The organism is Zhouia amylolytica, assembly GCF_900116365.1.
In the GTDB taxonomy this organism is placed as follows: Bacteria; Bacteroidota; Bacteroidia; order Flavobacteriales; family Flavobacteriaceae; genus Zhouia; species Zhouia amylolytica.
Genome location: NZ_FPAG01000005.1, coordinates 49,114 through 61,988, shown reverse-complemented (window position 1 = coordinate 61,988; position 12,875 = coordinate 49,114). Strand labels below are relative to the sequence as shown.

The window sequence follows — 12,875 nt, the reverse complement described above, 5'->3', positions numbered from 1 at the left end:
AAAAACTAACAAAATGGCAAATAAAGTAGTAATTGTTTCCGCAGCAAGAACCCCTGTAGGGAGTTTCATGGGTGCTCTTTCAAGTATCCCCGCTCCAAAATTGGGTTCTATTGCTATTAAAGGAGCTTTAGAAAAAATAAAATTAGATCCTGCATCAGTTGATGAAGTTTTAATGGGAAATGTAGTCCAGGCCGGAGAAGGTCAGGCACCAGCAAGACAAGCCGCTATATACGCTGGAATTCCAAACACCGTTCCGTGTACAACGGTAAATAAAGTATGTTCAAGCGGAATGAAAGCTGTGATGCAAGGAGCACAGGCAATTGCCTTAGGTGATGCTGATATAATTGTTGCTGGAGGAATGGAAAATATGAGTTTAATCCCTCATTATGTCTACATGCGTAAAGGAACAAAATTTGGCCCTGCCTCCATGGAAGATGGAATGCAAAAAGATGGCTTGGTAGATGCCTATGATAAAAATGCAATGGGAGTATGTGCAGATGAATGCGCCCTGGAATACAAGATCAGCAGAGAAGAACAAGATGCTTTCGCCATTCAATCCTACAAACGTTCTGCAAAGGCTTGGAGTGAAGGTAAATTTGATAATGAAGTAGTACCTGTAGAGGTACCACAAAGAAAAGGCGACCCTATCATCGTAAAAGAAGATGAAGAATTCAAAAATGTCTTTTTAGACAAAGTTGCTAAACTACGTCCGGCATTTACCAAAGAAGGTACCGTAACAGCCGCTAACGCCTCAACAATTAATGATGGAGCTGGTGCGGTTGTACTCATGTCTGAAAACAAAGCAAAAGAACTTGGTCTTACCCCATTAGCTACCATTCTTAGCCATGCAGACGCTGCCCAAGAACCTAAATGGTTTACTACGGCACCTGCAAAAGCACTCCCTAAAGCTTTAAATAAAGCCGGTAAATCATTAAGTGATGTGGATTATTTTGAATTCAATGAAGCTTTTTCGGTGGTTGGTTTGGCTAACATGAAAATATTAGAACTTTCCGAAGATAAGGTAAACGTTAACGGTGGAGCAGTTTCTTTGGGACATCCGTTGGGATGTTCTGGAGTCAGAATCCTGATCACCCTTCTGAATGTTCTTGAACAAAACAATGCTAAAATAGGTGCGGCTGCCATATGTAATGGTGGTGGCGGAGCCTCAGCTATGGTTATAGAAAGAAGTTAAAAAAAATAACTAAATGACCCGATAGTACAAAATAGTATGCCTCGGGTCATTTTTATATCGTAATACAGACTAAATATTAATGCAATTCGGAATCTGTCATTTGAGTATTGTCCCGCTGCGCTCTGAAGCCAGCGATAAAAGTGAATTGGTTTCTCAGGTACTATACGGAGAACACTTTAAAGTCTTAGAACAAAGAAAAAATTGGAGTAAAATTCGCTTGGCCTTTGACAGGTATGAAGGATGGATTGATAACAAACAATTTCTGCTAATTTCTGAGGAACAATATAAAAACTTAGAGCAGCAGGAACTGGAATTATCAGGAGATCTGGTTGAATTCGTTACAAAGGATGACACTCAGGAACTATTAACCATTCCATTAGGTTCCAGTATCAGTGGAAATGCCATCCTGGATTTTTCATACGACGGACAAATAATGGGTGGCATAAGGCCTAAAGACAAGATTATAGAAACTGCATATATGTACATGAACTCACCCTATATGTGGGGTGGTAAAACTCCATTTGGAATTGACTGTTCAGGTTTTACTCAAATGGTTTATAAACTTAATGGCTATAAACTTTTTAGAGATGCTTCTCAACAAGCAAAACAAGGTGAAGCGCTAAGCTTCATTGAAGAATCTGAAGCTGGCGATTTAGCCTTTTTTGACAACGATGAAGGCAACATTGTTCATGTAGGCATCATGATGTCTGATAACTATATTATTCATGCTCATGGTAAGGTTAGAATCGATCGAATAGATCATTCTGGCATCTTTAATGTAGACACCAAAAAACACTCACATAAATTAAGAGTAATCAAGAAGGTGATTTAAGGAATATCCCTTATTAATTTATAAAAATAAAAAAGCCTTGAATTCGTTTCAAGGCTTTTTTATTTTTATATGTTAGCTTAAGAAAGATTACTGTTGAATGCTTTCTAATTTAGCTTGCATCTCTTTAAACTTAGCTGATTCTCCCAAACCTCTGTATATATTCATCAAAGTTCTGATCGCATCAGGATTTTCAGGATTAATCTCTAACACCTTCTCTAAATAAGGAATAGATGATCTATGAATATCCTCTCTTTGTGACTTCAATTCATCATACTTCTTGTTATCAGCAGATGAAGTACCCAAACTGTTCATTTGGTCAACGATATCCTGCTCTCCAGATAAGATAAGTGAAGCCATATTTAAATTCGTGTTTTCATTCTCAGGATCTAAAGCCAACGATTTTTTATAATATTCCTTAGCTTTCTCAGCATCTCCCTGCTCTGCAGTAATTACACCAAGATTATAGTATAATGATGGGTTATTAGGATCTTTCTGAATCGCTTCTTCCATAAGGTTTTGAAACTTCACCTTATCATCCATCTTTATGTATAAGTTAGCCTCAGTAAGCAACAAGTTAATGTCGTCTGGATTCGCTGCGCGAGCATCCTGAATAGCCTCAATAGCTTTTTCAGTATCTCCCTTTTGAGTGTAAATCAACGCGATGTTTTTTACAATCTCAGGCAACCTTGATTCCGTAACTTTCTCAGCAGGGTTATTATGTGAGTTTGCTTTAATCATTAAATCACGTTGCTGTTTACTACTAAAAACCTCTTCTTCTCCGGTTTCTACATTAGTAGCTACGTATTGAGTAGAAACTCCAGTATAACCTATATCCTTTAATTGAGTGTAGTAATCCAAAGCGGTATCATAATCACCTCCGTTTACGGCACTGGAAGCTGCAAAATAAAGGTAATCCTTATTATTTTCTTTATCTAACTGATAGGCCATATATAACTTATCAGCAGCCGATGCATAATTGTTTTGCTTATTATCTTCTACAGCCGAATTAACTAAAGCTCCTGACATTTGAGCCATAACTTCTTTTGCTTCATCAGTATACTTTTGCTTATAAGACTTTTCAAACTCAATCAACTCATTGAAAGACTCTAAAGAAGTTTTAAAAGAATTGGTAGCATCCATCCCCTTTTGAGCCATGTCGAAATAAGTCTTTCCTTTTAAGAAATAAAATTCAGCTTTGTACTTATCATCTGCATTAGCCATTAGCGGACTTGCTGCCTCAATCGCTGCCTTAGCTCCCGCTACATCTCCTCCTTTTAATGCTTTATCAGCATCCTTTAATTCGTTCTTTTGAGCAAAAGAAAAAGCAGTAATTAATAACGTTGAAACAACTAAAACTTGTTTTTTCATCAGTCTAAAATTTTCTATGGTTTTAATGTATTAATTCTTTTAATTATTTACGATTTAAATCATCGTATGGATTAAAATAAAACTTATTTATTTAAAAACAACAATAATAAACGTTATGATTCGTTGCTTGATTCGTTAGTAGATTCATCAACTTCTGTACCATTCTCCTCTACTTCGATATCATTTAAATCCTGAATATCATCTTCTTCCTTCATTACTTTAGCAACAGCAGCAATCGAATCATTCCCTTTAATATTAATAAGTCGAACACCCTGCGTGGCTCTTCCCATAACTCTAAGATCCTCTACTGCCATTCGAATAGTAAGTCCTGATTTATTAATAATCATTAAATCATCCTCGTCAGAAACATTCTTAATGGCAACCAATTCTCCTGTTTTACTACTTATGGACATGGTTTTAACTCCCTTACCACCTCTGTTAGTCATACGATAAACCGCTTCACCATCATCAGGATCATCCAGGTAAGTACGCTTACCATATCCGTTTTCAGAAACCACGAGTATATTCTCTTCCATATTATGGACAGAGATCATCCCGATTACCTCATCATTATCATCTGCCAGGGTGATACCTCTTACACCAGATGCATTTCTACCCATCGGACGCGTTTTTCCTTCTTCGAATCGAATAGCTTTACCAGATTTGGTAGCCAGCATAATTTGACTGTTCCCAGTCGTTAATTTAGCTTCTAGTAATTCGTCATCCTCTCTTACAGTGATAGCATTAATACCATTCTGACGAGGTCGGGAATACTGTTCAAGTGAAGTTTTCTTAACGATCCCTTTTTTTGTTGCCATGATGACATAATGACTATTAATATAGTCCTCATCTTTTAAATCTTTGGTACAAATAAAAGCCTTTACCTTGTCGTCCTGTTCTATATTTATAAGGTTTTGAATCGCTCTACCTTTGGAAATTTTTGAACCTTCAGGAATCTCAAATACACGCAACCAAAAACATTTACCTTTTTGAGTAAAGAATAACATGTATTGGTGATTGGTACCGACAAAAAGATGTTCCAGAAAATCCTCATTTCTCGTTGAAGAACCTTTTTGACCTACACCTCCACGGTTTTGAGTTTTATATTCTGTAAGCGGTGTACGTTTTATATACCCAGCATGAGAAATCGTTATAACCACCTGCTCATCGGCAATCATATCCTCAATGCTAAAGTTTCCTCCTGCATAATTGATTTCAGAACGACGCTCATCTCCATACCTATCTCTTACTTCAATAAGTTCCTCTTTTATGACGTCCATTCTACGCTCTTCTCTGGCTAGAATATCTTTTAAGTCCTCAATCAATTTCTTGATTTCATCATATTCAGCACGTAACTTATCCTGCTCCAGACCCGTTAATTGTCTCAAACGCATCTCTACAATCGCCTTAGCCTGAATTTCAGACAACTTAAAGCGATCCATTAATTTCGTACGAGCTTCATCTGCATTAGAAGATCCACGGATAATACTAATTACCTCATCGATGTTATCAGATGCTATTATGAGTCCTTCTAAAATATGGGCTCTTTCTTCTGCTTTGCGCAATTCATATTCAGTCCTTCTTACTACAACCTCATGACGGTGGTTCACAAAGTGCTTAATAAGGTCCTTCAAATTCAACATTTCAGGACGACCGTTTACCAAGGCAATATTATTAACGCTAAATGAAGATTGCAGGGCTGTATATTTGAATAAGGTATTCAATACAATATTAGGCACTGCATCGCGCTTTAAAATATAAACGATACGCATTCCCTTTCTATCCGACTCATCACGGATATTCGAAATACCTTCAATCTTTTTGTCATTAACTAAATCGGCAGTCTTTTTAATCATTTCCGCCTTGTTCACCTGATAAGGAATCTCAGTAACAACAATACATTCTTTACCGTTAACCTCCTCGATTTCAGCTTTAGCCCTCAGAACGACACGTCCCCTACCGGTCTTAAAAGCCTCACGAACTCCATCATATCCATAGATTATACCTCCTGTTGGAAAGTCCGGAGCTTTTATGTGCTCCATCAATCCATCAATTTCTATGTCCCTGTCATCTATATAGGCGATGGTACCATTAATAACCTCTGTAAGGTTATGAGGAGGCATATTGGTGGCCATCCCCACGGCAATACCGGAAGCACCATTGACTAACAAGTTTGGAATTCGCGTAGGGAGAACTTTGGGCTCTTTTAAGGTATCATCAAAGTTGAGTTGATGGTCAACTGTCTCTTTGTCGATATCTGCCAACATGTCTTCAGAAATCTTACGCATTCTGGCTTCCGTATAACGCATTGCTGCCGGACTATCACCATCAACTGATCCAAAGTTACCCTGTCCGTCTACTAACATATAGCGCAAACTCCAATGCTGCGCCATCCTCACCATAGTATCGTATACCGAAGAATCTCCGTGTGGGTGATACTTACCTAGTACCTCCCCAACAATTCTTGCGGATTTCTTATAAGCTGTATTGGATCTGACTCCTAATTCATGCATTCCAAACAACACCCTTCTGTGTACCGGCTTTAATCCATCACGTACATCAGGTAAAGCACGTGACACAATGACTGACATCGAATAATCGATGTAGGCCGATTTCATTTCATCTTCAATATTAATAGGAATCAGTTTTTCTCCTTCTGCCATATTAATTTGTTTTTATTTTTCGATAGTTTACAAATCGAGCCAATATACGCATTTTATATAGTACGCAAGAGTTTTTAACCCACCTTTTTTCATATAATTTATTAACAGTTTTTAAGAGTGTAGACGTTGATAAGATGTCGTTAATTTTCTTTGATTTTGAATTATTTTTTCGTCTATTAGCTATGGCTGCAAGTATTAAGGTATGGTTTTTGCCTTTTTGTTGTAGATTTTAATTATTTTTAAAGAAGTAAAGGAGAAAGAATTATGGATGACAATTTTTCACCAAGAGTAAAAGATGTGATCACATACAGTAAAGAGGAAGCACTTCGTTTAGGGCACGACTTTATTGGTACAGAACATCTTGTGCTTGGTTTATTGAGAGACGGTAGCGGGAAGGCCATAAATATCCTTAATGCCTTAAATATAGACCTGGATCATTTAAGAAGAAAAGTAGAGATATTGAGCCCGGCTAATCCAAATGCCGATGGCGCTCCTAATTTTAAGAAGAACCTGCATTTAACCAGGCAAGCTGAAAGAGCTCTAAAGACCACATTTTTAGAGGCTAAATTATTTCAAAGTTCTTCGATAAATACCGCTCACCTCTTATTATGCATTTTAAGAAACGAAAATGACCCCACAACTAAGCTGCTTAACAAACTTCAAGTAGATTATGATGGGGTTAAAGACCAATTTAAGCAAATGATTATAAGCGACGACGATTATATAGATGCTCCATCGGCAGAATCTTACCCAGATGATCCCGGTTCAGCAGAAGATTCAAGAGACAATCCGTTTAATAGCCCTGGCGGTTCAAAATCCAGTAAGAAGTCTAAGACTCCTGTTCTGGATAATTTTGGACGAGACCTTACACAACTGGCTGAAGAAGATAAATTAGATCCGGTAGTAGGTAGACAAAAGGAAATTGAACGTGTTTCTCAGATTCTTAGCAGAAGGAAGAAAAACAACCCCTTACTCATTGGAGAGCCAGGAGTTGGTAAAAGTGCCATAGCAGAAGGACTTGCTTTACGAATTGTAAAAAGAAAAGTATCTCGAGTGCTTTATAATAAAAGAGTAGTTACCCTTGATCTCGCCTCTTTGGTTGCTGGCACCAAATACCGAGGACAATTCGAAGAACGCATGAAAGCGGTTATGAATGAACTCGAAAAAAATGATGATATCATTCTTTTTATTGATGAAATTCATACTATAGTGGGTGCTGGTGGTGCCACCGGAAGTTTAGACGCATCCAATATGTTCAAACCTGCATTGGCAAGGGGAGAAATACAATGTATAGGAGCTACTACTTTAGACGAATACAGACAGTATATCGAAAAAGACGGAGCCCTTGAACGAAGATTTCAAAAGGTAATGGTTGAACCCACCACAGTAGAAGAAACCGTTGAAATTCTTAATAATATTAAAGGTAAATACGAAGAACATCACAACGTAATGTACACAGACGATGCTATAAATGCCTGTGTAAAATTAACGAACCGATATCTTACCGATCGATTCTTACCAGACAAAGCTATTGATGCTTTGGATGAAGCAGGGTCGCGTGTACATATCACCAACATGGAAGTGCCTAAACAAATTCTTGACCTTGAGAAACAACTTGAAGAAGTAAAAGATCTTAAAAATTCAGTTGTTAAAAAGCAAAAATATGAAGAGGCTGCAAAATTACGGGATGATGAAAAACGTATTGAAAAAGAACTCTTAATCGCTCAGGAAAAATGGGAAGAAGAAAGTAAACTACATAAAGAAACTGTTACCGAAGAAAATGTAGCAGATGTAGTTTCAATGATGAGTGGTATTCCTGTAAACAGAATAGCACAGGCAGAAAGCACCAAACTTGCTAAATTACCTGATTTAATCAAAGGTAAGGTTATTGGTCAGGATGAAGCAGTTGGTAAAGTTGTTAAAGCCATTCAACGTAACAGAGCAGGATTAAAAGACCCTAATAAACCTATAGGATCTTTTATTTTCCTTGGACAAACGGGTGTTGGTAAAACACAATTAGCTAAAGTCCTTGCCTCTCAATTATTTGACTCTGAAGATTCTTTAATTAGAATTGACATGAGTGAATATATGGAGAAATTTGCTGTATCGAGATTGATCGGTGCACCTCCGGGATATGTCGGGTATGAAGAAGGAGGCCAACTTACCGAAAAAGTTAGGAGAAAACCGTATGCTGTTATTCTGTTGGACGAGGTTGAAAAAGCCCATCCGGACGTCTTTAATATGCTGTTACAGGTATTAGATGATGGTTCACTTACAGATAGTCTTGGTCGAAAAATCGATTTTAGAAATACTATTATCATTATGACGTCGAATATTGGAGCTCGACAATTAAAAGATTTTGGTCAAGGTGTCGGATTTGGAACCTCTGCTAAATTGGCTCAGGCAGATGATCACGCGAGAAGTGTCATTGAAAATGCCCTTAAAAAAGCCTTTGCTCCTGAATTTCTAAACAGAGTTGATGATGTTGTAGTCTTTAATCCTTTAGAAAAAGAAGACATCAACAAGATCATTGATATTGAATTAGAGAAATTGTTTGAAAGAATCAAAGATTTGGGCTATACGCTCACCCTTAGCGACAAAGCCAAAGATTATATCGCTGATAAAGGCTTCGACAAGCAATATGGAGCTCGTCCTTTAAAAAGAGCAATCCAGAAATATATTGAGGATGCACTGGCAGAAGAAATTATAACTTCCAAACTAAGTGATGGAGATACCATTTTTATGGATCTTGACAAAAAGAAAGATGAATTAACAATAAAGATCAAAAAATCGGAGAAACCGACAGAATCAGAATCTTAAAAAAAATATAATCTTTATACTAAAAAAGTGTATCAAAATTTGATACACTTTTTTTTATTTTTATTTTAAAGGAAATAAAATTACTAAAGGTATCTTTCATAAATTCGTAACATAAAAAACTAATCATGGTAGACGATAAAATTATTGTAGGTAGCGAAGAATGGTTTTCACTGCCAGATCTTGATATTCCAGCTGTTAAAGCACGAATAGATAGTGGTGCCAAAACCTCTTCTCTTCACGCAGTAAACATTGAACCTTTTAAAAAAGGACATGAAACCTGGGTTTCATTCGATGTATTCCCTATTCAATACAATGGAAAAAAACACACACATTGTACTGCCAAAGTCATAGACAAGCGTATTGTTAAAAGCTCAACAGGAAATAAAGAGAACAGATTTGTTATAAGAACCACCCTGAAGTCAAATGATTTCAGTACCGATATAGAGGTTACTCTTACCAACAGAGACTCCATGGGATACCGAATGCTTCTGGGAAGAGAAGCCATGATGGGAAGAATGCTGGTAGATCCGGAACAAGGATTTCTTCTGGGTGAAATGACTGATGAAGAAATTGATAAGGCTTACAACACAAACACCAATGAAAAAACCGGACTTAAAATAGGGCTTCTTGCCAGCAATCCTAACTTGTACAGCAACCGTCGTATAATGGAAGCTGCTGAAAGGCTTGGCCATACTGTAGACTTTTATAATATCAGACAATGCTATATTAAATTGAATGCAGAAGCTCCGGAAATCCATTACAGAGGTGGACTGATCCTAAACGAACTTGATGCTATAATTCCTCGTATCAGACCAAGCCTCACCTATTACGGTTGTGCCCTGACAACACAATTTGAAAATTTGGGTGTTTTATGTCTAAATAAAGCTTCTGCGATAAGTAAATCAAGAGATAAACTATACTCTCTTCAACTATTGTTGAATAGTGGGATTGACATCCCTACCACCGGTTTCGCAAATTCACCTTTAGACACCAATGACCTTATTAAAATGGTTGGTGGATCCCCTTTGATAATTAAACTTTTAGAAGGAACTCAAGGTAAAGGTGTTGTACTGGCCGAAACTAAAAAAGCTGCAGAAAGTGTAATTAATGCATTCAAAAGCCTAAACGCTAACATCCTTGTTCAAGAGTTCGTTAAAGAAGCAGAAGGGAAAGATATCCGTTGTTTTGTAATAGACGGTAAAGTAGTAGCCTCCATGCAAAGAACAGCTCCTCCGGGAGAATTTAGAGCAAATGTTCACTTAGGCGGAACAACCTCAGTGGTTAAAATAACCGCCGAAGAGCGTAAACTGGCAATTAAAGCAACCAAAGCCATGGGACTACATGTTGCGGGAGTTGACATAATTAGATCTTCAAAAGGGCCTTTATTACTAGAAGTTAATTCTTCTCCCGGACTGGAGGGAATTGAAACAGCTAGCGAAAAAGATATTGCATCACTAATGATCAAATCGATTGAAAGAAATTTGAACTGGAAACATTCATAAAATTTTAAATTCTCAAACTTCACTATCTCTAAACCAATAGGTAATTAGTATCTTTGTGATTACCCAATTACCCAACCACATGGAAAGAGATAGTGAACTTATAAAAAAATATAAGGTTGATATAGGCTCCGTCGAGGTCTTTGAAAATTACATGATAGCTAATTTAAACGAAGGGATAACCCTCACCATTGACACCGCTATTGAGCTAATCTATATCGCAGACATACACTTCAGCACCCAGGAATTCATCTATATAACTTGCAGAAAAAACTCATATGCAGTTGACCCTACCTTATATACAAAAGTAGCTGAAATACCTACCTTGAAAGGAATTGCCATTGTTTCCGACAAAATAGTTGACAGAAACAATTTAAACGTTGAAAGACTTTTCTTTGACAAACCAATGATGCTTTTTGAAAGCGTCACGGATGCCACAGATTGGGCTGAGTTAATCATCGGATAATCATGTATTTGATGGTTTATTTTTCCCGAACCATTTTCTTAACAATAATTTTACACCATAATTATATCCCCCGTATTTATGGTAAAGAAATTTGTTTTTGATTTTGGTGAAGTGGACATCTATGAAAACTATGCCGTAGGCGTTATAAATGAAGGAGAAGTTTTCAAACGAGATCAAGTACTAACACTATATCAATACTCCCTTGAAGCATTCGGAAAAAAACCATTTGGTTATATCTCTAATCGGTTAAACTCATATTCTTTAGATCCACGAATCTATTCAGTAACGAAAATGGCTCCAAATCTGGTCGCAATAGCCATCGTTGTCAAGAGTCCTGCTCAAAAAATGAGTGCAGCAGTCGAAAAAATGTTTTTTGATAAACCTTTTAAATATTTTGAATCTTTTGAAAAAGCAAAAGCCTGGATGGATCACCAGATTGCTAATCACACAGCATCGTTTCAGTCAGCTTAAAGTTATCGATAAAAACTATTGATTTTTCAATATCGTCATGCAAGATTCGATCTTCATTAATAAAAGGCACTTCTGTTCTATATGCTCCAACCAAATCTTCAATAGCTTTTGAAGATGTTAACGGACGTTTGAATTCTAATGCCTGAGAAGCATTCAAAAGTTCAATTGCTAATATTCTTTCTACATTATCTACAATCTTAAGACATTTTGTAGCCGCATTAGCCCCCATACTAACATGATCTTCCTGTCCATTAGAAGAAACGATACTATCTACACTAGCAGGTGAAGCCAGTTGTTTATTCTGACTAACGATACTAGCTGCCGTATATTGAGGAATCATCAATCCTGAATTTAAACCAGGATCGTTTACCAAAAATGCAGGTAAACCACGTTGTCCAGAAATTAATTGATAAGTTCTTCGCTCTGAAATATTCCCGATTTCCGCCATGGCTATACCTAAATAATCCAAAGCAAGAGCTAATGGCTGACCATGAAAATTACCTCCTGAAATAATTTCGTCCTCCTCACTGAAAATATTTGGATTGTCAGTAACAGAGTTCATCTCAGTTTTGAAAACCTTTCTAACAAATGCTAAAGTATCTTTTGAAGCCCCATGCACTTGAGGAATACATCTAAAAGAATATGGATCTTGTACTTGCTTTTTATCCTTATCGGCAATTTCGCTATCCTCTAAAAATGCCAATACACGTTCTGCTGTTTTTACCTGACCCCTATGTGGACGTATTAAATGAATTAGCTTATTGAAAGGTTCCACACGACAATCAAACGCATCAATAGACAGTGCACCGATTAAATCTGCTAAATACGATAATTTATAACTTTTTAAAACACAATACACCCCATAAGCATTCATAAATTGAGTACCATTTAACAGGGCCAAACCTTCTTTGGCCTTTAACTGAATTGGCTCCCAATCATTATGTTTTAAGACCTCTGCACTAGTTTTAATAGTTCCATTGACATAAACTTCTCCCTTCCCCAATAATGGTAATGCCAAATGAGCCAAAGGTGCCAAATCACCAGAAGCCCCTAAGGATCCCTGAGTATATACAACCGGGATAATATCATTATTGTATAAATCAATCAACCGCTCAACTGTTTGTAGTTGAACTCCGCTATGACCATAGCTCAATGATTGTATCTTAAGTAACAACATAAGTTTCACCACCTCAACAGGGACCTTATCTCCAGTACCACAGGCATGAGACATAACTAAATTTTCCTGCAACTTACTTAAATGTTCTCCAGAAATTTTAACATTACACAATGAACCAAAACCTGTATTGATTCCATAAAATGGCTTTGAAGAAGAACTCAATTTTTCATCCAGATAGCCACGGCACTTTTGTATGTTTAGCCTTGCCTCTTCCGAAAGCTTTAAATTTAAATTATTCTCAGTAATCTCCATTATTTTTTGAAGATCAAAAATATCAGCGCTTATGTAATGTGTTTTTTTCATTTCTAAAAGAATATCGGTGCGTCAAAATTCTGTATTCACAATAAATTAAACAAGCTGAAATTCAATTATTTTTTTGTTTTCGGA

At 36.9% G+C, this 12,875-nt stretch carries 9 protein-coding genes; 6 read left to right on the top strand and 3 right to left on the bottom strand.

Annotation, left to right across the window (positions count from 1 at the left end; genetic code table 11):
• Positions 1 to 13: 13 nt before the first annotated feature.
• Both BM361_RS08970 and BM361_RS08965 read left to right on the top strand, forming a co-directional pair.
• Complete coding sequence (locus tag BM361_RS08970; protein ID WP_074978329.1) at positions 14 to 1,192, top strand: acetyl-CoA C-acyltransferase; 1,179 nt, start codon at positions 14 to 16, stop codon at positions 1,190 to 1,192.
• Positions 1,193 to 1,271: 79 nt separating this feature from the next.
• Entirely contained in the window at positions 1,272 to 2,024 is a 753-nt protein-coding gene (locus BM361_RS08965; RefSeq protein WP_038262483.1) for a C40 family peptidase, read from the top strand.
• A gap of 87 nt (positions 2,025 to 2,111) precedes the next feature.
• On the opposite strand, the gene BM361_RS08960 is transcribed toward BM361_RS08965, so the two are convergent.
• Both BM361_RS08960 and gyrA read right to left on the bottom strand, forming a co-directional pair.
• On the bottom strand, positions 2,112 to 3,392 hold the full coding sequence (locus BM361_RS08960; protein ID WP_074978327.1) for a tetratricopeptide repeat protein: 1,281 nt from the start codon (positions 3,390 to 3,392) through the stop codon (positions 2,112 to 2,114).
• Positions 3,393 to 3,505: 113 nt separating this feature from the next.
• On the bottom strand, positions 3,506 to 6,055 hold the full coding sequence (gene gyrA / locus BM361_RS08955) for a DNA gyrase subunit A (protein ID WP_038262460.1): 2,550 nt from the start codon (positions 6,053 to 6,055) through the stop codon (positions 3,506 to 3,508).
• 264 nt (positions 6,056 to 6,319) lie between these two features.
• Between gyrA and BM361_RS08950 the strand changes: the two genes are divergently transcribed.
• The 4 genes from BM361_RS08950 to BM361_RS08935 all read left to right on the top strand — a co-directional run bounded on the left by BM361_RS08950 (position 6,320) and on the right by BM361_RS08935 (position 11,311).
• Positions 6,320 to 8,875, top strand: a complete 2,556-nt coding sequence (locus BM361_RS08950; protein WP_074978326.1) for an ATP-dependent Clp protease ATP-binding subunit — start codon at positions 6,320 to 6,322, stop codon at positions 8,873 to 8,875.
• Positions 8,876 to 9,000: 125 nt separating this feature from the next.
• Positions 9,001 to 10,377, top strand: coding sequence for a 30S ribosomal protein S6--L-glutamate ligase (rimK, locus tag BM361_RS08945; RefSeq protein ID WP_038262456.1), 1,377 nt, complete (start codon positions 9,001 to 9,003; stop codon positions 10,375 to 10,377).
• Positions 10,378 to 10,456: 79 nt separating this feature from the next.
• On the top strand, positions 10,457 to 10,840 hold the full coding sequence (locus tag BM361_RS08940) for an STAS/SEC14 domain-containing protein (protein ID WP_074978324.1): 384 nt from the start codon (positions 10,457 to 10,459) through the stop codon (positions 10,838 to 10,840).
• A 78-nt stretch (positions 10,841 to 10,918) separates the two neighbouring features.
• Positions 10,919 to 11,311 (top strand): hypothetical protein, encoded by a 393-nt coding sequence (locus BM361_RS08935; protein ID WP_074978323.1) that lies wholly within the window; start codon positions 10,919 to 10,921, stop codon positions 11,309 to 11,311.
• Here BM361_RS08935 and hutH read toward each other — a convergent pair.
• On the bottom strand, positions 11,280 to 12,791 hold the full coding sequence (hutH, locus tag BM361_RS08930; protein WP_074978321.1) for a histidine ammonia-lyase: 1,512 nt from the start codon (positions 12,789 to 12,791) through the stop codon (positions 11,280 to 11,282). The two genes, BM361_RS08935 and hutH, sit on opposite strands and share 32 nt — an antisense overlap.
• Positions 12,792 to 12,875 lie beyond the last annotated feature (84 nt).

Bases quoted from the DNA above. Each gene is read 5' to 3' on its own strand.
- BM361_RS08970 (WP_074978329.1), top strand. From the start codon at position 14: ATGGCAAATAAAGTAGTAATTGTTTCCGCAGCAAGAACCCCTGTAGGG.
- BM361_RS08965 (WP_038262483.1), top strand. From the start codon at position 1,272: ATGCAATTCGGAATCTGTCATTTGAGTATTGTCCCGCTGCGCTCTGAA.
- BM361_RS08960 (WP_074978327.1), bottom strand. From the start codon at position 3,392: ATGAAAAAACAAGTTTTAGTTGTTTCAACGTTATTAATTACTGCTTTT.
- gyrA (WP_038262460.1), bottom strand. From the start codon at position 6,055: ATGGCAGAAGGAGAAAAACTGATTCCTATTAATATTGAAGATGAAATG.
- BM361_RS08950 (WP_074978326.1), top strand. From the start codon at position 6,320: ATGGATGACAATTTTTCACCAAGAGTAAAAGATGTGATCACATACAGT.
- rimK (WP_038262456.1), top strand. From the start codon at position 9,001: ATGGTAGACGATAAAATTATTGTAGGTAGCGAAGAATGGTTTTCACTG.
- BM361_RS08940 (WP_074978324.1), top strand. From the start codon at position 10,457: ATGGAAAGAGATAGTGAACTTATAAAAAAATATAAGGTTGATATAGGC.
- BM361_RS08935 (WP_074978323.1), top strand. From the start codon at position 10,919: ATGGTAAAGAAATTTGTTTTTGATTTTGGTGAAGTGGACATCTATGAA.
- hutH (WP_074978321.1), bottom strand. From the start codon at position 12,791: ATGAAAAAAACACATTACATAAGCGCTGATATTTTTGATCTTCAAAAA.